Annotated in this window: 23 protein-coding genes, 1 tRNA gene, 1 other RNA gene and 1 pseudogene; 3 read left to right on the top strand and 23 right to left on the bottom strand. The window is 57.1% G+C overall.

From position 1 onward, the window contains the following. Window positions 1-129: 129 nt before the first annotated feature. The 5 genes from AB1500_10660 to AB1500_10680 all read right to left on the bottom strand — a co-directional run bounded on the left by AB1500_10660 (window position 130) and on the right by AB1500_10680 (window position 5,574). Entirely contained in the window at window positions 130-1,350 is a 1,221-nt protein-coding gene (locus tag AB1500_10660) for a cofactor-independent phosphoglycerate mutase (GenBank protein MEW6183615.1), read from the bottom strand. 430 nt (window positions 1,351-1,780) lie between these two features. Beyond that, window positions 1,781-2,044 carry a 50S ribosomal protein L27 gene (gene rpmA, locus AB1500_10665; GenBank protein MEW6183616.1) on the bottom strand — a complete coding sequence of 88 codons (264 nt, stop codon included), beginning with the start codon at window positions 2,042-2,044 and terminating at the stop codon, window positions 1,781-1,783. Between the two features lie 114 nt (window positions 2,045-2,158). Then, complete coding sequence (gene rplU / locus AB1500_10670) at window positions 2,159-2,467, bottom strand: 50S ribosomal protein L21 (protein MEW6183617.1); 309 nt, start codon at window positions 2,465-2,467, stop codon at window positions 2,159-2,161. A 214-nt stretch (window positions 2,468-2,681) separates the two neighbouring features. After that, the gene (locus AB1500_10675; protein MEW6183618.1) at window positions 2,682-3,170 is read right to left on the bottom strand and encodes a methylated-DNA--[protein]-cysteine S-methyltransferase; all 489 of its coding nucleotides are present in this window, start codon (window positions 3,168-3,170) and stop codon (window positions 2,682-2,684) included. After that, window positions 3,160-5,574: an AAA family ATPase gene (locus tag AB1500_10680; GenBank protein MEW6183619.1), complete on the bottom strand. Its 2,415-nt coding sequence runs from the start codon at window positions 5,572-5,574 to the stop codon at window positions 3,160-3,162. Before AB1500_10680 ends, AB1500_10675 begins: the two co-directional genes overlap by 11 nt. A gap of 309 nt (window positions 5,575-5,883) precedes the next feature. Between AB1500_10680 and selD the strand changes: the two genes are divergently transcribed. Then, window positions 5,884-6,903: a selenide, water dikinase SelD gene (gene selD / locus AB1500_10685; GenBank protein MEW6183620.1), complete on the top strand. Its 1,020-nt coding sequence runs from the start codon at window positions 5,884-5,886 to the stop codon at window positions 6,901-6,903. Window positions 6,904-7,152: 249 nt separating this feature from the next. Here the strand turns inward: selD and AB1500_10690 are convergent, their stop codons facing one another. Continuing rightward, window positions 7,153-8,475 carry a methyl-accepting chemotaxis protein gene (locus tag AB1500_10690; GenBank protein ID MEW6183621.1) on the bottom strand — a complete coding sequence of 441 codons (1,323 nt, stop codon included), beginning with the start codon at window positions 8,473-8,475 and terminating at the stop codon, window positions 7,153-7,155. Window positions 8,476-8,805: 330 nt separating this feature from the next. Between AB1500_10690 and AB1500_10695 the strand changes: the two genes are divergently transcribed. Further along, on the top strand, window positions 8,806-9,060 hold the full coding sequence (locus AB1500_10695; GenBank protein ID MEW6183622.1) for an AbrB/MazE/SpoVT family DNA-binding domain-containing protein: 255 nt from the start codon (window positions 8,806-8,808) through the stop codon (window positions 9,058-9,060). Window positions 9,061-9,069: 9 nt separating this feature from the next. Here the strand turns inward: AB1500_10695 and rsmI are convergent, their stop codons facing one another. From rsmI to AB1500_10775, 16 genes and pseudogenes are all read right to left on the bottom strand, one after another. Beyond that, window positions 9,070-9,936 (bottom strand): 16S rRNA (cytidine(1402)-2'-O)-methyltransferase, encoded by an 867-nt coding sequence (gene rsmI, locus AB1500_10700; protein MEW6183623.1) that lies wholly within the window; start codon window positions 9,934-9,936, stop codon window positions 9,070-9,072. A gap of 32 nt (window positions 9,937-9,968) precedes the next feature. Then, window positions 9,969-10,619: pseudogene (locus AB1500_10705) on the bottom strand (stage 0 sporulation family protein). A gap of 458 nt (window positions 10,620-11,077) precedes the next feature. Next, window positions 11,078-12,046: a DNA polymerase III subunit delta' gene (gene holB, locus AB1500_10710; GenBank protein MEW6183624.1), complete on the bottom strand. Its 969-nt coding sequence runs from the start codon at window positions 12,044-12,046 to the stop codon at window positions 11,078-11,080. Beyond that, window positions 12,043-12,672: a dTMP kinase gene (tmk, locus tag AB1500_10715; GenBank protein MEW6183625.1), complete on the bottom strand. Its 630-nt coding sequence runs from the start codon at window positions 12,670-12,672 to the stop codon at window positions 12,043-12,045. Before tmk ends, holB begins: the two co-directional genes overlap by 4 nt. Before the next feature lie 206 nt (window positions 12,673-12,878). Beyond that, window positions 12,879-14,300, bottom strand: coding sequence for an aminotransferase class I/II-fold pyridoxal phosphate-dependent enzyme (locus tag AB1500_10720; GenBank protein ID MEW6183626.1), 1,422 nt, complete (start codon window positions 14,298-14,300; stop codon window positions 12,879-12,881). A gap of 349 nt (window positions 14,301-14,649) precedes the next feature. Next, the gene (locus AB1500_10725; protein MEW6183627.1) at window positions 14,650-14,898 is read right to left on the bottom strand and encodes a ferredoxin family protein; all 249 of its coding nucleotides are present in this window, start codon (window positions 14,896-14,898) and stop codon (window positions 14,650-14,652) included. A 13-nt stretch (window positions 14,899-14,911) separates the two neighbouring features. Continuing rightward, window positions 14,912-15,478 carry a 2-oxoacid:acceptor oxidoreductase family protein gene (locus AB1500_10730; protein MEW6183628.1) on the bottom strand — a complete coding sequence of 189 codons (567 nt, stop codon included), beginning with the start codon at window positions 15,476-15,478 and terminating at the stop codon, window positions 14,912-14,914. After that, window positions 15,471-16,241, bottom strand: a complete 771-nt coding sequence (locus AB1500_10735) for a thiamine pyrophosphate-dependent enzyme (GenBank protein ID MEW6183629.1) — start codon at window positions 16,239-16,241, stop codon at window positions 15,471-15,473. The genes AB1500_10730 and AB1500_10735 overlap by 8 nt, the downstream gene beginning before the upstream one ends. 14 nt (window positions 16,242-16,255) lie before the next feature. Continuing rightward, window positions 16,256-17,344, bottom strand: a complete 1,089-nt coding sequence (locus AB1500_10740) for a ferredoxin oxidoreductase (protein MEW6183630.1) — start codon at window positions 17,342-17,344, stop codon at window positions 16,256-16,258. Between the two features lie 37 nt (window positions 17,345-17,381). Continuing rightward, window positions 17,382-18,176 (bottom strand): hypothetical protein, encoded by a 795-nt coding sequence (locus AB1500_10745; GenBank protein ID MEW6183631.1) that lies wholly within the window; start codon window positions 18,174-18,176, stop codon window positions 17,382-17,384. An 87-nt stretch (window positions 18,177-18,263) separates the two neighbouring features. Beyond that, window positions 18,264-18,527, bottom strand: coding sequence for a pro-sigmaK processing inhibitor BofA family protein (locus tag AB1500_10750; protein ID MEW6183632.1), 264 nt, complete (start codon window positions 18,525-18,527; stop codon window positions 18,264-18,266). Window positions 18,528-18,660: 133 nt separating this feature from the next. Beyond that, entirely contained in the window at window positions 18,661-19,260 is a 600-nt protein-coding gene (gene recR / locus AB1500_10755) for a recombination mediator RecR (protein MEW6183633.1), read from the bottom strand. A gap of 5 nt (window positions 19,261-19,265) precedes the next feature. Further along, a complete protein-coding gene (locus AB1500_10760; GenBank protein MEW6183634.1) occupies window positions 19,266-19,562 on the bottom strand; it encodes a YbaB/EbfC family nucleoid-associated protein in 297 nt (98 codons plus the stop codon). A 49-nt stretch (window positions 19,563-19,611) separates the two neighbouring features. After that, window positions 19,612-20,925: a DNA polymerase III subunit gamma/tau gene (gene dnaX / locus AB1500_10765; GenBank protein ID MEW6183635.1), complete on the bottom strand. Its 1,314-nt coding sequence runs from the start codon at window positions 20,923-20,925 to the stop codon at window positions 19,612-19,614. Between the two features lie 174 nt (window positions 20,926-21,099). Then, window positions 21,100-21,363: signal recognition particle sRNA large type (gene ffs, locus AB1500_10770), an RNA gene on the bottom strand. A 39-nt stretch (window positions 21,364-21,402) separates the two neighbouring features. Beyond that, a tRNA-Ser gene (locus tag AB1500_10775) sits at window positions 21,403-21,496 on the bottom strand. 310 nt (window positions 21,497-21,806) lie between these two features. Here AB1500_10775 and AB1500_10780 point away from each other — a divergent pair. Beyond that, entirely contained in the window at window positions 21,807-22,601 is a 795-nt protein-coding gene (locus AB1500_10780; protein ID MEW6183636.1) for an HD domain-containing protein, read from the top strand. A 98-nt stretch (window positions 22,602-22,699) separates the two neighbouring features. Here the strand turns inward: AB1500_10780 and AB1500_10785 are convergent, their stop codons facing one another. Further along, window positions 22,700-23,863, bottom strand: a complete 1,164-nt coding sequence (locus tag AB1500_10785; GenBank protein MEW6183637.1) for a M48 family metallopeptidase — start codon at window positions 23,861-23,863, stop codon at window positions 22,700-22,702. Between the last annotated feature and the right edge of the window lie 59 nt (window positions 23,864-23,922).

A 23,922-nucleotide genomic window follows, 5' to 3' on the forward strand; every position in this document is an offset into this window, starting at 1 on the left:
CTGATTCCAACTCGACTGCGGCTCTCTTTAAATATCCGGAACTTCCTCTAATTGTACCATAAACCCAGCCCGGATGCGGATTCGACGGTGCGCGCCACGCAAAACCACGTACAGCCGCTATTGAAGCTCTTATGCCCGGCGCGACAGGAAATGCGGCATCAGCCGCCAGCCGTCGAAAATCTCCCCCCCGGAATTCCTGGCTGTTTCCTCCGTGAAGACTGTCCCCTCGACGGCCCCCGGCGCCGCGCTGTCGCCCGCGATAACGAAAGGAACCGGTTCCGCGGTATGGGTTCGCAGCGCCAAGGGCGTTGGATGGTCGGGTAAGACCATAAGCCGCCAGTCGGGGGAGACGTCCTTCAACCCGCTCAGGATCTCACCCAATACCTTGGCGTCTACGTCTTCAATAGCCCGGACCTTCGCCTCGATGTCCCCTTGGTGTCCGGCCTCATCGGCGGCCTCGACGTGCACGAAAACAAAGTCCCGGCCTCCCGCCAGCTCTTCGAGCGCCACCCGGGCCTTACCCCTGTAATTCGTGTGGATGTTGCCCGTCGCCCCCGGGACCACCGGAACCCGCATCCCTGCAAGCGCGCCGATCCCACGGATCAGGTCCACCGCCGCGATAACGCTCCCCTTAATCCCGAAAAGATCTTCGAACGCCGTAAGCTGCGGCCTTCGGCCCTGACCCCAGAACCAGACGGCGTTTGCCGGCCGCTTGCCGCCGTCGATAAGCCGGAGGTTTACGCGCTCGTCCGTAAGGAAGGCCGCGCTGGTCTCGATAAGACCGCGCAGCACCTCGCTTCCCTTGCCCTGGGGCAGGTAATCCTCCACCGTCCTGTCCGTGATGTCGTGCGGCGGGGTGAGAACCGTGTCCGCAGGACCTCCCCGCCATACCATAAGGTGGCGGTAGCTTATCCCGGGGTAAAACGAGATTTCCCCGCTCCCCAGACGCATCTGCACCGCGGCGATCAATTCCCGCGCATCATCGGAGGATATTTCGTCGGCGCTGTAATCAAGCATCACCCGCGACCCAAGTGCCCCTCCCGGTGAAAGCGTTACCAGGTTGCACCTGAAGGCCACGTCTTCGAGCCCGAGTTCAACGCCCATGCTCGCCGCTTCGAAGGGTGCCCGGCCGGTGTAACACTCACGGGGGTCATAACCCAGAACCGACAGGTTGGCCACGTCGCTTCCCGGAGGCAGTCCTTCCGGAACCGTCCGCGCCATACCCAACCCGCCGCGCGACGCAAGGAGATCCATATTCGGTGTAAGAGCGTAGGCGAGAGGGGTTTTACCTCTCAGTTCGGCACATGGATAATCGGCCATCCCATCGATCAGTACGACGACGTATTTCACATTAACCCCCGGAAATTGTTTATGTAACTATTCAGCCGTGACCTAATGCTTACGGAACGCAGCGAAAAGTAATGCAGTGCAAGGAAGACCGGTGGAGACGAACTGGAGCCCAGCACTCAGCATTTAAGTAGGCTCATCTGCACCTTTACAGGTGTAACTGAGTGCTGGGTGAGGATTCGGCTTCTCCGGCTGACGCAGCAATGCGTTGCTTATCGCTGCGCCCCACGGAAGTACCTGAACAGTTACTTGTTTTGCCTATTATAACAAAAAGGCCTCGACTTCCCAATACGATAGCCGGAATTCAGGAGTGGGGAGTGAGTTAGAGTCAGTAGATAGCATACGGCTTAATTCTATATTCTGAATTCTATACTGCTTTAAAAATAAAAACGGGGACCCGTTTATACGGATCCCCGCATTCTAATACGGAACCTTAATCAGTAATTTCCGGCAAAACGCTTACGAGCTTCTTCTCCTGGCCGCGGGAGTGGAACCGGACGTACCCGTTTGCGAGAGCAAAAAGTGTGTCATCGCCGCCCCGGCCGACATTCTTTCCGGGGTGGATGCGGGTTCCCCGCTGCCGGACGATGATGGCGCCGGCATTAACCAACTTCCCGTCCGAGCTCTTAATTCCCAAGCGCTTCGCGGCGGAATCGCGCCCGTTGCGCGAGCTTCCCATACCTTTTTTATGCGCCATGAATATACACCTCCTGACTAAAAAAGTTCAACGTTCAAGGTTCAAAGACCCGCAATCCGTAAATTTCCGTTTTCCTCTGCTGATCCCGGAATCGCGACTCGGGACTTAGGACCATTAATACGCTATCTTTTCCACCAGCAGCTCACTGAAAGGCTGGCGGTGACCCTGCTTGCGCCGGTAGTTTTTCTTCGACTTGTATTTAAATACCGTAACCTTCTTGCCCCTGCCGTGCCGGAGCACCTTCAGGCTGACCTTCACGCCCTCCAACTCGGGCGTCCCGATCTTTACCTCATCTTCCTTCGCCAGCATAAGCGCCTTGGTTTCGAACGTCTCGCCAACCGGAACGTCCATCATTTCAACCCTGAGCTTCTGACCCTCTTCAACCCGGTACTGCTTTCCACCTGTTTGAATAATCGCAAACAAAGTTTTTCTCCTCCTTTATCTGGGGACACGCCGGGAAAAGGTGCGGTGTGACTATTCAGGCATCCCGTTCCATTAATGTAATATAGGTCTGAATAGTTACTGTGCGGACCGGCTTATACCTTTCCCGCGCGGTAAAATGGAGCCAAAGTTTATTTTAACACAATAACCCTCAGTGTCAACAGACTATTATGTTTATCACTTTAGAGCAAGCATTTCACGTTCCTTCAAAGCCCTCGAGCCGCAGCAAGGTCTCCTTCCAGGAGAGTCCCGAGCTGAACCCGCCGATGGAACGACTTCCAAGGACCCGGTGGCAGGGTATGATTATCGGTGTGCGGTTTCTCCCGAGCGCCTGTCCCACCGCCCGGGCTCCACCCGGACGGCCTATGCCGCCGGCGACCTGGCCGTATGTGGAAACCGAACCGAAAGGCAGTCCCCTTATAAAACTTAACACCTGCGCCTGGAAAGGGGTGTAACCTTTAAGGTCCACCGGTATACCGGAAAAATCAACCGGCCTGCCGCAGAAATAAGCCCTCAGGTTTGCGTCCAGAACCGCGTGCCACCCTGGCAGACAGCCGGAGTTTCTTTCCACACTCAGGCGCGGTGCGCGGATCTCGCCGGGAAAAAGCAGCTGTTCCAACCCCCGCATATTCCAAACGGCGGTAAAAAACCCTTTACCCGGAACCTCTATGGTTTCAATTGTCATTGGGCTTTTTTCTCGGACTTCTCGCCGCTTTTTGCTTATCGGGACGCAGCTTTGCCGCCGCTTCTTTCAAATACGCCGCCACCTTGCCGTGTACGGACTTCTTCGGGAATGAGCCGTCCCGCCTGCGTTTACCGGCGGGCATCCCCGTTAAAATCTCTATCCCCTCATCCACGTCCCTTACCAGATATATATGGAAGCGACCTTCACTGACCGCTTCGACCACGTCCTCGCGAAGCATCAGGTTCTTCTTGTTCGTCTCGGGTACCAGTACCCCCTGAGTGCCGGTCAGCCCCTTTGCCTTGCAGATGTCGAAATAGCCTTCGATCTTCTCGTTGACCCCGCCGATGGCCTGGACCGTGCCTTTCTGGTTGACCGATCCCGTAACCGCGAGGTCCTGGCGGATGGGGACCCCTGAAAGAGCGGAAAGGAGCGCGTACAGTTCCGTACTGGAAGCGCTGTCCCCTTCGATCCCTTCGTAACTCTGTTCAAGCACCAGCCGGGCGGAAAGCGTCAAAGGCGCCTCGTTCGCATATTGTTCGACCAGATAACCGTTGAGTATCAGCACTCCTTTGGTATGGATCCTGCCTCCGAGCTTAGCCTCCCGTTCAATGTCGACAACCCCTTCTCTTCCGGCGGCGACGGTCGCCGTTATCCGTTGCGGCTTTCCAAAGCTTATCTCGCCGAGGCTCAACACCGCAAGGCCGTTTACCTGCCCTACCACCGCTCCGTCGGTGTCAATCGCTATCGTTCCCCGGACAATCATCTCCTGGAGATGGTCCTGGATCATGTTCGACCGGTAGAAGCGTTCCTCGATCGCCATGCGCACGTGCGCCTCATTCGCGTAAGCCGCGTTGTCCTTCTTGGCGTAGTGGCAAGCCTCTCTTACCACGTCCGCCAGTTCCGAAAAGCGCGTTGCCAGTTTGGTCTGGTCTTCCGCAAGCCGCGAACCGTGCTCAATCAGTTTCACCACCGCTGACGAATCGAGGTGCAGGAGATTCTCTTTTTCGCAGAGCATGCCGAAAAAGGCCGTATACTTCTGTACATTTTCGGACGTGCGGTCCATCCGGGTTTCGAATTCCGCTTTCACCTTAAACAATTCTTGAAAATCGGGGTCGTAGTGGTAAAGAAGATAGTACAGCATCGGGTCCCCGAGGAGTATAACCTTGAGGTCAAGCGGGATCGGCTCGGGCTTAATGGACTTCGTGGAGAAGAAGCCGAAACGCTCACTGGCGTCTTCAATGATCACCTGGCGCTCCCTTAGCGACCGCTTCATAACCTCCCAGGAAAAAGGGTTGCGCAGAAGTTCTTCAACCGGGGTTACCAGGTAGCCTCCGTTGGCCTTATGGAGCAAACCCGACCGTATCATGGTAAAGTCTGTAATCAGCGCCCCGAATACCGCCTCTTTCTCGATCCGCCCGATAAGGTTGTTGTAAGTAGGGTTGTATTCCATCACCACCGGGGCGCCCATGGTCTCGCTGTTGTCGACGATTACGTTTACGTCGTACCGGCGAAAAGGGTCCTCCTTCGCCCAGGGTGGGGTCTTTGACTCCGTTTCCTGGGTGCCCCGGAAGGTATTCAGGTTATCAAGTATATCCGCCTGAAGACTGTCAAGATGCGCCGAAACCTCCGGTTCTCCGGCGTACTTTTCCTGGAGTTCTTTTACCATGAGGCTGAGGACAAAACCCGCAACCTGCCGGTCGAGGTCCCGCATCGCCTCGTGGGCGTTCCGCTCTATGGTCTGTACTTCCCTGAAGGTGGCGGCCACACCCTCCTCAAGAACCTGCCGGCGTCCGATGATCTCCTGCTGCTTTTCGGACGGCAAAGCCGCAAACTCTTTCTCCTTAACAGGTTCCCCGTCAATTAACGGAATAATAAAAAGACCCGTGGGAGTAGGCTGAATCACAAATCCCGCATCGGTTGCACGCTGGTTCAACTCGGCGAAGAGCCGGCTTCGCTGCGCGGCGAAAGCCTCCCCGGTCTCCTCCCGCTTCTTGGCGTACTCCTCGCTCTCAAAGGCCCGGGGGATCTCCCGGCGCGCCGCTGAAATAAGATCCTTTATGTTGCGGGCGAACTCCGCCCCTTTCCCCGCAGGGAGCTTGAGTGCCCGGGGGCTGTATGGCTCCTTAAAATTGGAGACGTAGCACCAATCCGGAGGGGTTGGTTTAATCTTCGCCAGGTTTTCTAAAAAACTCTGCACCGCGGTGTTTTTACCGGTACCCGGCAGACCAGCGACAAAGATATTAAAGCCGCGGTTGTCGATATCCAGCCCGAACTCAAGCGCGCGGACAGCCCGCTCCTGGCCGATGATGGTGTCGAGCGGATCGATTTCGTCCGTGCGCATGGAGCCGAACTCTTCGTTAGTACTAACCGCTCTGACTTCTTCCGCCGTAGCACGCTTTATCAACAGCATCTACTCCTTTCGTGACAGAACATCGCACAGCCTTTGGGAAGTCGCCGTCTTCATTTATCTGCGATTATATTTCATTAACCGCTGAAACGGCAAGAAAACTTACGCCAAACTCCCGGCGGATTAAAGTATGCGCGAGCCGACCGTTCTTTTAAAATGGTTTTGCGCATCCATTTTTGCACACCCTAACTGAAGGGATTAGGTGAACCCCCGCGAATTCTTCCAGGTAGTGGTCTGAGACTTTTTCGGCAGTCGGACCGGAAAGGAGGCTCCCGGAGCTTGACAACTCGTAAAAAGCTGACCTCCATGACCACTAGTTCGGGGTGAGCGGCCAAGATCGGGCCCGGGACGCTGGCCCGCATACTTGATAAACTGCCGGTCGTCAACGACGAACGCCTTCTCACGAGCATTAAAACCGCGGATGACGCCGGGGTTTATCTTCTTAACGGTGACCTTGCCCTTATTCAAACGGTGGATTTCTTCACCCCCGTGGTGGACGATCCATACCTTTTCGGTCAAATCGCCGCCGCCAATGCCTTGAGTGATGTTTACGCGATGGGCGGAAAGCCGCTGACCGCGCTTAACATCATCTGCTACCCCACGGCCTGCGGCGACCTGGAAACGATGGAAAACATCCTCCTGGGCGGCGCCGCCAAGGTTAAGGAGGCGGGCGCCTTACTTGTAGGCGGCCACAGCATCGAGGACAATGAACCCAAGTACGGCCTGTCCGTTACCGGCGTGGTTCGTCCCGAAAGGCTTGTTACCAACCGCGGCGCCGCCGAGGGCGACCTTCTGGTTTTAACCAAAAAACTTGGCTTCGGGATCGTAAGCACCGCCATTAAGGCCGATTTGGCCCCGCCGCCGGTTATCGACGAAGCCTGTCGGGAAATGGCCGCCTTGAACCGCGCCGCCTCTGAAGCCATGCAGGAAGTAGGAGTAAACGCCTGCACCGATATCACCGGTTTCGGACTTCTGGGACACGCCCTGGAAATGGCCCGCGCCAGCGGTGTACACCTGACCATTGAAACCGGCAAGCTGCCGCTTCTTTCGCAGGTCAAGGATTTGGCGTCATCCGGTCTTATCCCGGCCGGGGCTTACGCCAACCGTGATTTCGTAGCTCCCCGCGTTCAATTCGCACCGGGGGTCCCCGGCGTCCTGCGGGATTTACTTCACGACCCGCAGACCTCCGGCGGCCTGCTTATCGCCGTAGCGCACGACCGGATCGAACAACTGCTCACAGCCCTCGAAAAACGTCCGGTACCCTCCGCCGCAGTTATCGGCGCCGCAACCCCGGGCAGAGCGGGCACAATCACGGTGGTTTATTAAGAAAGAATTCAGTAGTTAGTAGTCAGTATTTAGAATAACAAAACCAAAGATTATAAAGGTAGTGTTCAAAACAGGAATTTGGTAAATGTTCAGTACACCACGCACCCATCCAGGTTGTATTAAAAATTGCCCGGCACCCAACCCACTTGGCATAGATTCCGCAAAAAACGCTTTCCTTCGCAGGAACTATTCCTATTTCCAGTTGGGTTGAGTGCCGGGCCGGACCCACGTTTTTTTCGTAATAATGCTCTAAAGCTTGAACCGATCCACCAGCTGCTGGGCGTTCTCCGCCAGTTTCGCCAGCGCCTCGGCTGAAGACGAAACCTCTTGCGTCACGGCGCTTTGCTGCTCAACGGACGCCGCCACGCTCGTCACCGCGCTGCCGATCTCCTTCGCCGCCTTATCGATATTCCGTATCTGGTCGGTCACCTCGCGCACGCTATCGATAATCGCCCGGAAGGAGGCACCCGCTTTCCCGACCACACTGCTGCCCGCTTCCACCAGTTCCAGGCTCTCACCCATCGCCCCGACGGCCTGTTGGGTTTGCGACTGCATCGCCATAATCAGCGTGCGAATATCATCGGCCGCCTTTCCGGACTGCTCGGCCAGTTTGCGGACCTCTTCCGCAACCACCGCAAACCCCCGGCCGTGCTCCCCGGCGCGGGCCGCTTCGATGGCGGCGTTCAGTGCGAGAAGGTTGGTCTGATCGGCGATCTGGGTAATCAGTTCCGTAATCTTGGTGATTTCTCCCGCCCTTTTGCTCAGTTCCTCCACAACCGCGCCCACGTTCTGCGCCGCTGATTTAATCTCATGCATCTGACGGTCGACTTCCACCAGATCGCTGCTGCCCTCGCCTGCTTTTGCCGCCGCGCCCTCGGCCATGCCGGCGACCATATGAATGTCCTGGTTGATGTTTTCCACCGTGGAAGCGATTTCGTTGACCGTTCCCGCGGTCTCCGACGCCCCGACGGCCGCCTGTTCCATGCTGGCCGTGAGCTCTTCCGCGGAAGAGGCCAGTACATGCGCATTGTTTTTAATGCTGTGGATTACGTCCTTCATGACATCGGCCAAATCGTTAAGGGCCACCGCCACCAGCATGAACTCGTCCCGCCGCGGGACGATCGCTTCCTTAGAAGACAGGTTGCCCAAACCTAATTCGTACAGTTTTTCCTTCAGAATGGTGACCGGGCGCATCATTTTGTAGGCAGGCGCAAACGTAAGAATCCCGCATATCGCCATAGCGACTAAAAAGACAAGGAGAAAAACCTCGTTGGATTCCACCATCCGCGACAGGACAGCCGCAACCGTCAAAATAACTAAAGCGGGGAGAGCGACAAAAAAAGCGAACCGCGCGTAATTCGTCTGATACCACTTCAGTCTGACTATATTAGCGTAGGCCTCACATTTAAGGCAGTCGGCGAGTTTTTCGGCCATGTTTCTCGCTTCTTTTCCGGTGCAAAGCGTCCCGTTAACCCGCCAGCAACGGCGCCCCAGGTTTTGAACGTAAGCGGGGCATTGTCTCATTCGGTCGACGGAACAGTTCTTAAAGTCCCAGCAATTGGGTTTGCCCATTTTGTCCTAACCTCCTCGCAAAAACTAAGCAGGCCCTGTCATATATTCGGCACAAAGTTACCCTTTATTAACACGGTTTCACAAATTTTTTTATCACCTATTACCCACAGACCTACCAGTCCGGATTATTTAATTGGCGTTTAAAATAAAGGTTCATTGGGCAGTTTTCCGCTTTACATGGGTCTTACATTTTTTAAAACATAAAAAAGAATATGTAAACGGATAAAATTTTTTGTAATAATGTTGACTTTAACTGCCATGCCTGGTAACATTTATTTGTATTTATTTAGAGGTATTCTGACAAATCATTTCAAAGGGAGGGAAAGCGGAGTGAAATCAACGGGCATTGTACGCAAGGTGGACGAACTCGGTCGGGTTGTTATTCCCATCGAGTTACGGCGTACGTTAGGCATCGAAGAGAAAGACGCGCTAGAAATCTATGTTGACCAAGAGAAGATCATCCTGAAAAAGTACGAGCCTGCCTGCGTCTTCTGCGGCAACGCCTCCGAAGTGCAGCATTACCGCGGCAAACTGGTATGCCGTGAATGCGCTGTTGCGATGTCTGACCGGGCGAAAGCAATGTAAAAAGGCCTCCTAGCCTCTCAGATTTTCCACAATGGCATATACCTTCCGCGAGGACACGCCAAAACGGCGAGCAGTTTCTTTTATGGCTGCTCGCTTTTGCATTCCTTCCGCCGTTAATTGCTGTACAAGGGAAAAAACCACGCCTTCGTCGGGAATCGTATCTTCTTTTTCCGGTTTTGCTCCGGCCAGGACAATGGTTATTTCCCCTTTAGGCGGTTTCGCTTGAAAGTGTTCCAGCGCGTTGGAAACCGTGCCCCGGAATACCTGCTCGTGGATTTTGGTAAGTTCGCGGGCTACCGCCACCGGTCTGTCCCCTAACAACGTCATGATGCCCTTGAGGGTGGCAAGGAGCCGGTGCGGCCCTTCGAAGATGACTATGGTACGCTCTTCATTAATGAGGTTTTCTAAGGCCCGCCGCCGGTGTTTCACCGGGAGAAACCCCTCAAAAACAAACCCGCTGGTATCGAACCCCGAGGCTACTATCGCCGTGAGAACCGCGGACGGTCCCGGAAGAACCTCCACCCGCAACCGGCGTGCCAGCGCCTCCCGTATCAGCGCCGCGCCCGGGTCCGAAATACCGGGCATCCCGGCATCGGATACCAGGGCCACGGTATCGCCGCGGGAGAGCCGTCCCAGTAACTCCTCTCCCCGGGCCTGCTGGTTGTGACTGTGATAACTCTGGAGGGGCGTGTTTATATTGTAGTGGGCCAGCAGTTTCCGGGTGTGCCGCGTGTCCTCGGCGGCGATCACGGTGGCTTCCCGCAGGACCCGTAAGCTTCGCAATGTAATATCCTCCAGATTCCCGATGGGCGTCGGGCATACATAAAGGGTTCCCGGAGAAACCGTCTGGGTTTTCGAACCTGGAGCGTCGGGCATAGAGCTGATTATTCCTCTCCTCCCTCGTCCTCCTCGGGCACGCCGTCTTCCCCCCGGTAGTTCGGGCTTTCGTACCTAAGACAGCACATCAATCTGCCGCAGATGCCGGAGATCTTGGTGGGGTTTAATACAAGATTCTGTCCCTTTGCCATACGTATCGAAACCGGCGCGAAATCGAACAGCCACGTTGTGCAGCATAATTCCCGGCCGCAGGAGCCTAACCCTCCGAGCGCCTTGGCCTCGTCCCGGACACCGATTTGACGAAGCTCGATCCTGGTTTTGAAAACCGCCGCCAGGTCACGCACCAACTGCCGAAAGTCGACCCGCCCTTCCGCGGTGAAATAAAAAATAACCTTGCTTCCGTCAAGGGTATAGTCAACCCCGATGAGTTTCATGGGCAGACCGTGCGCTGCGATTTTATCCCGGCATGTCTTAAATGCCTGGCGTTCCTTTTCCCGGTTCGCCAGTATCTGTTTTATATCCTCGGGCGCCGCCAGCCGTATGACCGGCTTTAAGGCCGCCGAGTCAATATTGACGCTGGTGGGTCCGGCAACCACACAGCCGAACTCTACTCCGCGCACGGTTTCCACAATCACCTTGTCGCCCGGCTTCAACTCGAGCGAGCCGGGGTTGAAATAATAAACCTTTCCGGCCTTTTTAAAGCGTACGCCTACAGCCTCCAAACGTTCTCCTCCCTCTGAAGATAGTACTTCTTTTGCTGGGCGCCGCGATAAGCTTCGTATAGCTACGTCAGCTTGACAAGGCCGGGTCCTCACGTACCTCTTATGTACGCTCCGGCTCGTCCTTGCCAATCTTCCTTGCTCTGCTCGCTTCTCACAGCGTTTCGTTTATGTTACACTACTGCAGTTAAGCAACAAGCTTACGGATCTATATTTTATCCCTGTGGTACCGCTAGCGGTATGTGGGGGAATAAGCTTTTCTCGCTCGCGGCCCGTTTTTATACTTTGTTACCCGTTATTGTCTTAATAAATCAGGGGCGTCCCGTCGGCGAAACCACCCTGGGCATTCCTTCGTTTCGTATGCGCCGATTCTTATTATACTTGGTAATCCGCCGCCGCACTAAAAAAACACGCGCGCAATCATTTTAACTTCCGCCGCGGCCGTATCGAAAAACCCGCAGTCACCCCGAAGTGCGCATAACAGAAGCAAGGCGTACCACGAGTCCCTCGAAAACCAGGCGCGGGTTGACGTTGGCCCGCAACATCTTCTTCCCGTCCTCGACCGCTTCCACCGCCGCAATCAGGTTCTTAAGCGGTACGCCCGCCTTTTCGACCGCCGCCAGATGGTCTGTGTTGATCACCAGTTCGGGGTCTTTGGTAAACCTGTATAACAAAAGGTCGCGGTACCAGAGGCTGAAGAACTCCAGCCCTTTTTCCGCCACCGTTTTTTCAACTTTATTGTTTTTGACGAGTTCCTGAACCTTGGCGAGCGCCGGCTTCCTGGCCATTTCTATTACCTTCTCTTTCAACGCTGCCACCAGGGGGTCCATCAGCTCAAGCGCCCTGCTCATACTTCCCCCGGCAAGAACGGCCAGCACCCTTGCTTCTTTTTCAGGAACGCCGTACCTCCGGACCAGTTCCCCGGCGATGATCTCGGGCTTGAGACGGTGAAACCTCACGTCACAGCAGCGGGACACAACGGTCGGCAGGAGTGCTTCCGGCCGCGCGGAAACAAGGATGAAAACCGTTTCTCCCGGAGGTTCTTCAAGCGTTTTCAAGAAGGCGTTCTGGGCCTGGGCGGTGCAAAGCTCCGCCTGGTCGATTATCACCACATGCCGTCGATGATAGGGTTTACGGCCTACGGTAAAGACCGTCGCTCGCACCTGGTCGATGCCGATTGAAGCCCCGTCGGGAGCTATTTCGTGCATGTCCGGGTGGCCCGCGCCGCTGACCATCCGGCACTGCGGGCATCTGCCGCAGGCGGTTCCCGTGGCGGCTCCCCCGTCGCAAAAAAGAGCGGCGGCAAAGGCCTTGGCGGTGGCGACTTTCCCGACGCCGGGAGGTCCGGTAAAAAGGTAGGCATGCGCCACCTTCCCCAGACGCGCCGCGGTTTTCAGGCGTATTATCGCCGTATCCTGCCCCCGAATCATCTCGTACAATTTTCCAGGACCTCCCGAACCACCTTGTATATCCCGGTTTCCACCTGCTCCTCCGTCCCGGTGCCGTCAACAACCGCAACACGGTGTCCGCCTTCGGCGGCAAGCTGCAGATACCGTTCCCTTACCCGTTCGAAGAAAGACAAATCGAGCCTTTCCATGCGATCCGCGGTCTTAGTCCGCGACAGTCTGGCCAGCGCCTCGTCCGCCGGGAGGTCTATGATTATGGTAAGACCAGGATAAAGACCGCCCGTGACCAGGGTGTTAAGCGCACGCAGAAGCTCTTCAGAAAGACCTCGTCCCGCACCCTGATAGGCGATCGTAGAATCCGCGTAGCGGTCGGCCAGGACGATCTTTCCGGCCTCCAGCGCCGGCTGGATCACCTGCGCCACCAGTTCGGCCCGGGCGGCAGCGTACAGGCAGGCTTCCGCCCTTGCGTCGATGGTCCTTGCCGGATCCTTCAGAACGTCCCTGATCGCCTCGCCGGTTGCCGTCCCCCCGGGTTCGCGCACCGTTACCAATTCAAGTCGCTGCCCCCGGAGCCTTTCCGCCAGCCGTCGTACCTGCGTGGTTTTTCCCACGCCGTCGATTCCTTCGAGAGATATGAAAAATCCGCCCACTGTATCTGTTCAGCCTCCTACATCACACTGACGGTCCTACATCACATTGACGGAACGTAGCAAGAAGCAATGCAGTGCAAGGAAGACCGGGCGGGGGCGAACCGGAGTGTACACGGAAGTACATGAGGATTCGGCTCCGCTCGGCTGACGCAGCAATGCGTTGCTTATCGCTACGCCCACCGAGTATCTAAAAAGCTACCGCCCGCTTATCGCACCACCCTGAGGGTTTCCAACCGCCGGTCGGCGGTTCCGTGAACCGCAACACCCGCATCGCGCAATGACTTCAGATAGGCCACCGCTTCGGGGGTAACCTCCTCGCCCGGGACCAAAACCGGAATCCCCGGCGGCGCCGGCGCAGCCGTTTCGGCGCTCACAAGCCCCACGGCGCTTTCGAGCGCAACCTGTTTCGCGGGGGCCAGCCAGGCCTCCCGCGGGTTAATCCGCAACGGCGGCGCTTGGGGAAAAGGTACCGTCATCCTCGTTTTCGGTCCCTTCAGTGCCGTTTCCACCGCCCTCAGCAGCACCTTCAGGTCCCGCATACGGTGGGCGGGGCTGAATAGAAGAACAACTCCGGTGAAATCCGCCATCTCAACGACCACCCCGCAGCGGCGCATCTGTTTCGCCGCGGTGAGACCGCTGACGCGGGCTTCTTTAAAGCTTACCACCAGCCGCGTCGGATCAATCATATAACCTTCCGGCAAACCGCGAAGCACACCCACCCCGGGCAGCCGGGAAAGCGCCCGGCGTGCATGCTCCGCCAGTTCGATCTGCCGCTCGCAGATGCTGAAGCCGGATACCTCTAATTGCCGCCGCGCCCCGTCGAGTGAAGCAAGCAGCAGATAAGACGGGCTGGTGGTGGTCAGAATCCGGAGGGAGTCCCGTATCCGGGACCGCTCCAGCCTGTCCCCCTGTACGTGCAGCCAGGCCGCCTGTGTAAGCGCGCCGGCCCTTTTATGAACGCTTTCCACCGCTGCGTCGGCCCCGCAGGCCATCGCTCCCGGCGGCATCCCCGGGTGGCGACCAAAAAGAACCCCGTGCGCCGCGTCGACAAGAAGCGGCAACTCGCATGCCCGCGCGAGACCGGACAACGCCTTCAGGTCGGCCGCAACCCCGTAATAATCGGGATAAACCGTAAACAGGGCCCGCACCCGCGGGTGCCGTTCCAGGGCTTCCCGGTAATCAGACTCCCGGGGCGGCAGAGGGATGGTGAGGCCGTCCGGACTCCACCCCGGTATAAACTCCGGTTGCGCGCCGCTGAGTACCAAAGACGAAATCACCGACCGGTGTACCGCGCGGGGAAGGATCACAGCGTCACCCGGACGGGTGGCCGCCAGGAACATCGCCTGCACGCCCGCAGTACTTCCGTTAACCAGGAAAAAGGTTTCCCCTGCGCCCGCCATAGCCGCCGTTTGTTCCTGCGCCCGCCGGATCGCCCCGACGGGAGCGCTGAGGTCGTCAAGACCCGGCACTTCCGTAAGGTCGGCCTCGAAAACGGAACGGCCCCACCAGTGGCTTAGCACCGGTGGAGCCGCCTTTCCCTGCAAGTGTCCCGGTGTGTGAAAGGGTATCAACCCTTTGCGCACGTAACGCTTGAGACTGTCTACAACCGGGTAGCGTCTTTGTGGCATATTATATTCGTTCTTTCGGAGGGCGCAACGATAAGCAATGCATTGCGGCGTCAGCCCGGCGAGCCAAATCCTCACGTACGTAATCAGTACGCTCCGGTTCGTCTCCCCAGCCTTCCTTGCACTGCATCACTTCTCGTTACGCTCCTTGTAAGTTACAATACTGCTTCTAAGTTCAAAGCCTACGAGTCTCTCGTTTCCGGTGGCTGAATCGCAAATCGCAACTCGTAACCCCGGTTTCCCAATTCCCCTGATTCCAGACTAGGGACTTTCGACTGAGGACTCGTAACCCGTAACTCGCAACTCTTAACTCTTAACTACTATCTACTGTCTGCTACCGACTGTTACTAAATTATGCTTCCTTGCCGTCCTTACGGGCCACAAGAATCGCGCAGTCAGGACAAACCCTCTGGCAAATCCCGCAAATGTTGCAGTCCTGGTTTGCTTCCACCGCCGGTGTGCCGTAAGCGCCGAGAACCTTCGACCAGCTCAGGGCGTGCTTTGGGCACTTCTCTATGCATAACCCGCACCCTTTGCACAGGTTCGGGAAAAGACAGAATGATCCTTTTTCCGCTTGGTAAACTACGGGCTGTGCCTCCACTTTGCCACCCTCCTTAAAGCGCCTTGCTTACGAGATCCATACCGCGCTCGATCGCCCGGTAGTTAAGTTCCCGTAGCTTCGGTTCTTTTTCGAATTTGTAGCCGAGGCGCTTTTCAATGGCCTTCTTGGCGTCGTCCGCCGAGACCACTTTGGTGGCCGCAACCACGGCGCCCATTACGAGGACGTTGAATACCCGCGGGTGCAGCTCCTTCCGGGCGACCTCAAGCCCGGGGATCGCCAGTACGCGCTTCGCGTTTTTCGGGAGATCTTTCTCCTCAACCTCCGCATAGGTATCGTACACGAAGACCGTTTCCGGTCCGACGTACTGTTTGGTCCGGTGCACCGCCCGGCCGCTCAGGGCCACCACGATATCGGCCGTCTCGAACTTCGGCGCCGCTATGGGTTCGTCGCCGACCTGCAGAAAGGCCAGCGAAACCCCGCCCCGCTGTTCCACGCCGAAGGCCGGGATGTATAAAACCTGGCGCCCTTCCTCATAGGCCGCCTCGGCCAAAATCTCCGCTATGGCCTGCACGCCCTGGCCGCCCTCTCCGGCCGCTACGATCCGAATGGGCTTACTCATTCTTCGCACCCCCTCCGGCGCGAAGAGCTTCCGGAACTTTTAATTCCCCTACGGGGAAGTAGGATGGAAGCGTCTTCTCTACCCAGTACCAAGTCTCCTTGGCGTTTGTCCGCCAGTTTGTAGGACAGGCGGAAACCACCTCGATAAAGGAAAAGCCCCTGCCGTCCAGCTGGTTCTGGAGCGCCTTTTTCATGAATTCCTTAAGCTGTCGCGGGCGGGCAACGGTTCCGCGCGCCACGTAGGCGCGTTCATCGGTAATCGCCGCCACCATCTCCGGTCCTTTGGTCGGATAACCCGCCACTTCCGGGTCCCTGCCGTAAGGAGTGGTCTCCGTCTTCTGCCCCGGCATGGTGGTCGGGGCCATTTGACCGCCGGTCATCCCATACTGGGTGTTATTGATTAGAATAGCGGTGATTTTCTCGTTCCTGGCCGCCGCGTTGACCATATGCTGCGCCCCGATGGCGTAACCGCCGCCGTCACCCATGTAAGCGATACAAACAAGTTCCGTGCGGGCGCGTTTCAGCCCGGTCATTACCGGAACGGTACGGCCGTGGTGCGTCTGAACGGTATCCACGTTAAAGAAATCCCAGGCCAGGAGCGAGCAGCCGATATCGCACCCGAAAACGGCCTTATCCTGGATCCCCAGTTCATCTATCGCTTCGCCCAGGGCTTTGAGCGCCAGACCGTGACCGCACCCCGGGCAAAACTTATGGGGCTTGGTGTCCCGCCGCCAGCTTTTCGGCATCGCCGGTGAAACCTGCATTACCTCCACCCCCCTTAACCCACATTTTCCCGGGCCCGGGCGTATATCTCTTCCGAAGTGACCCCGAGTCCGGGTTTATATAACGGTACAATCTCGGTTTTAGTACCGTAAATCGCCTCTTTAACAAGACGTGCCAGTTGCCCGTATGCCGATTCCGCGATCAGAAGCTTTTGCGCGCTTCCTGCAACCGCCCGAAGCTCCGCCACCGGCAACGGCCGTAATGTTACGGGCCGGAAATACCCCACCTTTAGGCCTTCCTCCCGGAGTGTCTCCACCGCATCCTTCGCCGCCCGGGCAACAACCCCGTGGGCTACGACTACAACGCTTGCGTCCTCCGTGCCGATAGACTGATATTCCGCAACCTCCGCCGCCATCTTCTCGTATTCGGCGGCGAGCCCCAAGATCACTTCGTAGAGCTCTTCCTCCGTGTTATAAGTGTTGCGGTATTGCCCCGGAGGCCGGTCGGCGCCCGGCATCCCCGGACGTCCGGTATAAGCTTCGGTCGGTACCATCTTGATGCCCCGGGCTGCAGGATCGTAGATGGTCAAGGGCTCCCTGAGCTTTGCCTGATACCCGTCGGCGAGAACGAAGGTCGGGAAGCGGTAGCGCCAAGCTGTGTTAAAGGCTTTGATGGTGTAATCGAACAGCTCCTGGTTTGTGGACGGAGAATAAACGATACGGAACCCCTCTCCGTTTCCGCCGAGCGTGGTCAGTGTAACTTCCTGCTGCGAGTAAATCACGGTAGCGGTGGAAGGGCCACCCCGCTGCATAACGACTACTACTATCGGAAGCCGCATCATTTCGGCCATAGACACCGGTTCCTGCATCAGTACGTTTCCCGGGCCGGCCGTTGCCGTAAAAGCTCTCCTCCCGCCCAAAACGCCGCCGATGGTGGTAAAGCCGGCTGAAAGCTCATCCTCCGTTTGCAGGAAAAGCCGCCCGTGCTTGGGCGCCAATCTTGTCCAGTAATGCATGATCTCGTTCTGCGGCGTTATCGGGTAGCCGTACATAATCTCCGCCCCGGCGGCCAGCGCCGCCCAGGCCACCGTCTCGTTACCGGTCATGAACATTCTCTTTTCTTTCGTGATCGGTCCCTCTTCCAAAAGATCCACCCCCATCAATCAAGAATACTTCTTCCGCCTACCAGAAACCGCGGGGCATAAACCGCCTCAGGAAACGTACCGGATTCCCCTCGCAGTCCCGGGAACCTATCGACGCGGCGATTCCGTCCAACGCCGTCGTAGCCGTCACCGGAACGCCGAGTATCCTCGCCGCCTCCGTAACGATTTTTGCCCCTTCCTGTACCACCGCGGTGTCCGTTTCTTCGCCGAGATGCGTGTTGTTGACCAGTCCGTCCACCCGTCCCAGGAAGCGGACATGGTCAACGATGTCCTGCACCGTGGCGGTCATCGGGCGGCTCGCGTTGATAACCGCAAGAACCTTAAGGTCCGTGTTCTCCGCGTAGCCCTCGATGATTTCCAGTACGCGGGCCCCGCCGACACCGTAACCGACGTCGAGAACAACGTCGCCCTCCCGGGCCAACGCCCACCGCGCCGCCGGTTTCAGCACCGTCCCGGCTTCGCCGAGACCCTCGGCGTCCTCGCGATCCCAGGCGATTACCGTGATTCCTAGTGCCTCGATTTCCTTTTTTAAGGGCCTCAAGGTCCAGAAGGGTTCAACCACGTCAAGGTCGACCAAATTAACCTTGGAAGCCGGAAAAAACCTCCGCTTTTTAGAGACCGGAGGTGACAAGCCGGTGATTGACCGGTTACCCTTTGGCCCTAAAACACCACGGCGGGTTTTTAACGCCCTCCGAATCCGTGAAAATACTTCTATTCGTCTTAATCGCGCGAGTTCCAGCGCCCGGTTAATAGCGCATTCACTCTTGCCGCTGGCATACTCGCCGATATACGCCTCAACGATACGGTCCAAAATAGGGGCCTAACCCCCAAGCACCTAGAATAATCCTTATATCTCGCAGGTTTTCTCTATGGTAATGCAAAACATGGTCAACGTCAACCGCTACACCACAAAAAGGACAAGCAGACTCATTAAAAGCACCCCGGGCAGAGGGAAAGCCCCTGCGGCAAGCATCGTCACCGGGTTTACCGCGATGTGGAAGTGAAAAACAGACCCTGCCGTGTTAATTACGGCAAGTACAAGACCGCCTATAACAAGTGCCGCTAAAAGACGCGCCAAAAGCCTTAACGGCGCCACGAGGGCGCTTCCAACCAAATAAAGCCCTACAATGCCTACAGCACTCAAAGCCACGAGCTTCCAGTCCATCACCTTACCCCCAGTTTCAGTAGTCGGACATCGGATGTCGGATGTCAGACTTTTTTATCTGGATTGTTTGCTGCAAGTCGTTATTCTTCAGCAACAACCTTATTCCCAGAGGAGGTAAATTATACCTGTAACTCTATTTAATTTCGCGTCGGCCCTCAATCGCCCGCGCAATTGTCTGCTCATCGGCGAATTCAATTTCCGCGCCAACCGGCAGTCCGTAAGCAAGCCTGCTGATTTTTATCTCAAGGGGCTGCAGCAACCGCTGCAGATAGATGGCGGTCGCCTCTCCCTCGGTGTCCGGACCGGTGGCAAGCACCAGTTCCACTACCGTGTTTTCCTTTAACCGCACCAGAAGTTCTTTTATCCGCAACTTCTCGGGCCCGATGCCGTCGAGCGGGGACAACGCGCCGTGCAGCACGTGGTACCCCCCCTTGAAACTGCCTGATCGCTCAATGGCCTCGACGTCACGCGGTTCCTCCACGACGCAAATTAATGAATGGTCGCGCGCCGGGTTGGCGCAAATTGAGCAGGGGTCGTTATCCGTAAAATTACCGCAAACCGAGCAATAAATAACCGTCTGCCGCGCCTCCTTAATGGCGTCGGCAAGGCGTTCGGCCTGTTCCACCGGCACTCCGAGGAGATAAAGCGCCAAACGCTGGGCGGTTCTGTGCCCGATGCCCGGAAGGCGCTTCAACTCTTCGATTAACTTAGCGATAGGAAGGGCGTAAGGCATGTCCTTTATAGAAGGCCGGGAGGGATGCCCATCCCTCCGGTTAAACGCGCCATCTCCTTGGCCGCCATATCCCTGGACTGCCGCAGTGATTCGTTAACCGCCGCCAGAACCATATCCTGCAGCATCTCAACGTCTTCCGGGTCCACCGCTTCCGGTTTGATTTCGAGCGTCACCAGTTCCTGGCGGCCGTTTGCAACCGCCCGCACCATACCTCCTCCGGCAGTGGCTTCCACCGTCCGCCCCGCCAGATCCTCCTGAAGCTTGGCCATATCCGTCTGAAGTTTCTGAACCTGTTTCATCATCTTGTTAATGTCCAAAACCAACCACCTCTTATCCTGTTGAGTTCTTCTATTATTCCGATACTTCGAGCCGCCACTTTCCCCCGAGAACGCGCGACAGGACCCTTTCCACCACCTCCCGGTGCTCCGGCTGTGCCAGGGCCTCGCGCCCGGGAGCGTTCTCAAGGGACACTTTCAGACGGTTCCCGTCGACGACTGAGGGCTGCGCCCGGCTCACATAGCCGAAGGTCACCGGCCGCGCCTCTTTTACCGCCCGAAGTATCGCCGGCCACATCCCTTTTACCCTTTCAAGGGCGGGGTCGGTTGTATCGGCGGCCGTTTCCGGCGCCTCAGCCAGCGCCCGGATTACCGCCAGTTCCAGGGGCAGCGTTTTAATCGCCGCGGTCCAGATCTCGCCCAGCGCCCGGCTTAACTCCTCCAGACAATCAACCATCCGGGGCGGAGCAGGTCTTCCCCGCCTGAGTTCCCCGAGCAGCTCCTCCCTCAACAACGCCAACAAATCCCGGGTAAAAAGCGCCATGTCCTTGCCCGCCGCATCCACCTCCTGGATCAGGCGTAAAGCTCCGGCGGCATCTCCCCGGCGCAGGAAGTCCATCATCTGGTTGAGCGCCCCCAAGCGTACTTTTCCCAGAAGGTCGGCGACCGTATCCTCGGTCACCTCCCCTTCACCCAGTGAAAGCACCTGGTCCAGGATGCCCAGCGCATCACGCAGACTTCCTTCCGCCGCACGGGCGATCAAGTCAAGCGCCGCGGGAGTAGCCATATCCGGCATGGCCGAAAGCACGTCTTCCAGGCGGGTCCGTATATCCGCGGGCTGTACCCGGCGAAAATCAAAACGCTGGCAGCGCGAAAGGATCGTTACCGGCATCTTATGGGGTTCGGTGGTGGCGAGAACAAAGAATACCCTGGGGGGAGGTTCTTCGAGTGTTTTCAGGAGAGCGTTGGCCGCCTCCGTGGTAAGCATGTGCGCCTCGTCGATGATGTACATCTTATAACGGCCGCAAACCGGAGCGAGCTTCACCCTTTCCCGAAGCTCCCTCATCTCGTCGATACCGCGCCGCGACGCCGCGTCTATTTCGAGTACATCCATCGAATTCCCGATGGTTATCGCTCCGCAGGACGCGCAGGCGTTGCACGGCTCCGCCGCCGGACCTTCGGCGCAGTTCAGGGCCTTCGCCAGGATCCGGGCCGTGCTCGTTTTTCCGGTACCCCGCGGCCCGGCAAAAAGGTAGGCGTGCGCCACCTTTCCCCTTGTCAGGGCGTTTTTAAGCGTGCGGGTCACATGTTCCTGCCCTACCACGGCGGCAAACGTCTGCGGCCGCCACTGGCGGTAAAGGGCCACCGAAGCCGACTCTTCCGGATTCACTCTCCCGCCCCCAAAACCAGTTTTAGGGAATGCCCCGTCCCATAGAAATTACTTCTGTGCGTCGCGGCTTAATCCTTGTAAAAGCTTTTGTAAAAACAAAAAGCGCAAAAAAGATGCGCCGTCCGGGAAATCCAAACCGCGAAAACTTAATGATGCGCCTTTGATAATATTTGGCCGTGCACCTGCCTTTGAAAAACAGCTTCCGGTCGTCACCCGCCGCAGGTGGCTCGGGCCAGGCACCCTCACGGCACCCGGAGGATTTCCTTTAGTGCTGCTTCCGTCAGGACCTGACACGGTTCAGGAAGCTCCGTCGCGCGAGACCCAACCGTCTTCACTCCTTACGAGAGCCGTTTCCACAAGCCGCTTCCGGGGGCAGGATTCAACCCCGCTATAGCGGATTGCGGGTTCAGGGCACCGCTACCTCCCCGTTTAGCACGGCCAAAATTAATTATAAATTCCAACCTCTCACATATCAAATGGCGGAGAGAGTGGGATTCGAACCCACGAGACAGGGTTGTGCCCGTCTACTCGCTCTCCAGGCGAGCGCCTTCGCCCACTCGGCCATCTCTCCGTAGTGCGTTACTTCATACGCTGCTTCCCGCAGCCTCTTTATTTTCACCGCATTACGTGAATGCGGCATTCGTGCTTCGAACCCCAACAGCTATTATATTATACGAATATCGAAGTCAAACTTCAAGCGGTCCAAAACAAGTCCTAAGCTCGCGAGTTGAAAACTGAACAACCGTAAAATGAACCGCCAAGGCTCCAAGAGCGCTGAATATAAAGGGACTGGTAAAAACGTAGTATCCTAATAATTGTTTTCCTGGCGTCTTGGCGGTTATAAAATATTAAACAAGTATTTCTTGAAAGGAAGCGGGAGTTTGAACTACGCGCATCTTGAGGCCTTCCGGTCATGGTTTGAAAACCACGTAAAAGGTTACCGCAGCGACGACCGTGAGGTGCAGGCCGCCATGCGTCTCAAAGAAGAACACACCGGCAGGGTCTGTGCGAACATAGTCCGGATCGGTCGCTCCCTGAACCTTAACAACGCCGATTTGTTCCTGGCCGAGGCGATCGCTCTTTTTCACGACGTCGGGCGGTTCAGGCAGTTCGCGGTTTATCACACCTTCAGCGACCGGCGGTCGGAAAACCACGCGCTGCTGAGCCTGCGGGAGTTGGATGAATCAGGCGTGCTCTTTGTACTCCCGGAAGAAGAACGGTTTATTGTTACAAAAGCCGTCGAGTGCCACAACCTCCGCGAACTGCCATCCGATCTACCGGACCGCTGCCTGCTGCATGCACGGTTGATCAGGGATGCGGACAAACTGGATATCTTGATGCTCTTTACCGATGAGTGCACACACAAGGACGGCAGACCCGATCCGCTCCTGGTCCCGGAACCCCCCGACGATCCCGGATACTCCCCGGCGCTGGTGGAAAACCTGCTCCAACAACGACGCTCCAGTTACGGTGAGATTAAAAGCTTCGGCGACCGGAAGCTGCTGTACCTCTCCTGGGTTTATGACGTTAACTTTTCCCATACCCTTTCGGAGATCACCGGAAACGGCTACATCGAAAAAATCATCGGCAGCCTGCCCGATACCGCGGGGATCAGGGCGGTCCGCGACCATTTAACGGCTTATATCGCCGCCAGGCTCACCCCAACTCCAGAATAAGCGTTCTTCCACAGGGCACGGCGATAAGCAACGCATTGCTGCGTCAGCCCGGCAGAGGCGACTCCCTGAAAGGAAGTTGCATAACTGCGCTCCCAGACTTATCGGCCGGCCTGCTCAATAATCTTAATTCGCTCTAACACGGGCGGGTGGCTGTAGCTGAACCACCGGATGAAAGCGGGGGGCGAGACGTCGGACAGGTTCTTTGCGGAAAGCTCCGCCTCAAGGCGCACCGCCGCCGGAGCATCGCTGGTCAGTTGCACCGCAAGCTGGTCCGCCTCCGCCTCCATGCCCCGCGAAATGTAGTTCTGCAGTGGGCTGCTCACGAAGAAAACGAGCAGCGCGAACAACAGGGCCGCCGCCCAGACGAAGGGCGGGTAGCGTCCGGCCGCGGATACCGTCGAACGGAGCAGGACGAAAAAGAACCCCCACAGGACAAAGTTTCCCAGGATGCCCCATACGATCCCCCGCACGATGTGACCCTTGCGCCAGTGCGCCATTTCGTGGGCCACCACCGCCTCCACCTGGTCCAGGGGGTATTTTTCTATAAGGGTGTCGTAAAGCACGATGCGTTTGGTGCGGCCAAGCCCGGTAAAATAGGCGTTTGCCCTGGTCGTGCGGCGGCTGGCGTCCATGACCAGCACTCGGCCCACTTTAAGGCCCGCCTTCTCCGATAACCTCTGCACCATGTCGATTATAGCGGGGTCCTTTGCCGGTACAAAACGGTTGAAAAGAGGCGATACCACGACCGGCCAGAGAAAGGACTGAATTATAAACCAGGCCGAGATGAAGCACGCCCCTGAAAACCACCACATGTTCGGCCAGCGGTTTACAATCCAGAAAAACACGAAAACCCCGGCGGCAGACAACACAAGAGTCAGCCCGGCGGCCTTAAAGTAGTCGGCCCACCAAGCACCGAAGGTTTGCGTGGAAAAACCCCATTGGTGCTGCCAGAAATAGCCCCCGTATATCCTGAAGGGCAGGTTTAAAAGCCGCAGCGCCAGCCACAGAGAAAGGAAGAACAGTAATACGCCGCCCCAGTAGCTGCCCCCCGCAAACCTCTGCGCCCATGCCGAAAGGGCCGCCGCCCGGCCGCCGAAAACCAGCCAGAATAAGAAAGACGTCTGCACCGCAAACCCTCCGATAAACAGGAGTTGCAGCACCCTTTGATACTGCCGGCCCCGCTCTATCTGCCCGGCGCTGAAATACTGCCCGGCGCCGGAGGCCGCCCGTCCCGGGAACAGGGTAAACCAGAGGTACAGCAAGCTGAAAACGCCCGCCAGAACGACTAAAGCCAGCCAGATCCCGTTAAACCGCGGCAGTT

The organism is Bacillota bacterium, assembly GCA_040755295.1.
In the GTDB taxonomy this organism is placed as follows: domain Bacteria; phylum Bacillota; class Desulfotomaculia; order Desulfotomaculales; family Ammonificaceae; genus SURF-55.

Excerpts from the sequence above, each read along its gene's own strand:
- rpmA (MEW6183616.1), bottom strand. The coding sequence starts at position 2,044 with ATGGCGCATAAAAAAGGTATGGGAAGCTCGCGCAACGGGCGCGATTCC.
- AB1500_10675 (MEW6183618.1), bottom strand. The coding sequence starts at position 3,170 with ATGACAATTGAAACCATAGAGGTTCCGGGTAAAGGGTTTTTTACCGCC.
- AB1500_10690 (MEW6183621.1), bottom strand. The coding sequence starts at position 8,475 with ATGGGCAAACCCAATTGCTGGGACTTTAAGAACTGTTCCGTCGACCGA.
- rsmI (MEW6183623.1), bottom strand. The coding sequence starts at position 9,936 with ATGCCCGACGCTCCAGGTTCGAAAACCCAGACGGTTTCTCCGGGAACC.
- holB (MEW6183624.1), bottom strand. The coding sequence starts at position 12,046 with ATGATTCGGGGGCAGGATACGGCGATAATACGCCTGAAAACCGCGGCG.
- AB1500_10720 (MEW6183626.1), bottom strand. The coding sequence starts at position 14,300 with ATGCCACAAAGACGCTACCCGGTTGTAGACAGTCTCAAGCGTTACGTG.
- AB1500_10730 (MEW6183628.1), bottom strand. The coding sequence starts at position 15,478 with ATGAGTAAGCCCATTCGGATCGTAGCGGCCGGAGAGGGCGGCCAGGGC.
- AB1500_10735 (MEW6183629.1), bottom strand. The coding sequence starts at position 16,241 with ATGCAGGTTTCACCGGCGATGCCGAAAAGCTGGCGGCGGGACACCAAG.
- AB1500_10750 (MEW6183632.1), bottom strand. The coding sequence starts at position 18,527 with ATGGACTGGAAGCTCGTGGCTTTGAGTGCTGTAGGCATTGTAGGGCTT.
- recR (MEW6183633.1), bottom strand. The coding sequence starts at position 19,260 with ATGCCTTACGCCCTTCCTATCGCTAAGTTAATCGAAGAGTTGAAGCGC.
- AB1500_10760 (MEW6183634.1), bottom strand. The coding sequence starts at position 19,562 with ATGATGAAACAGGTTCAGAAACTTCAGACGGATATGGCCAAGCTTCAG.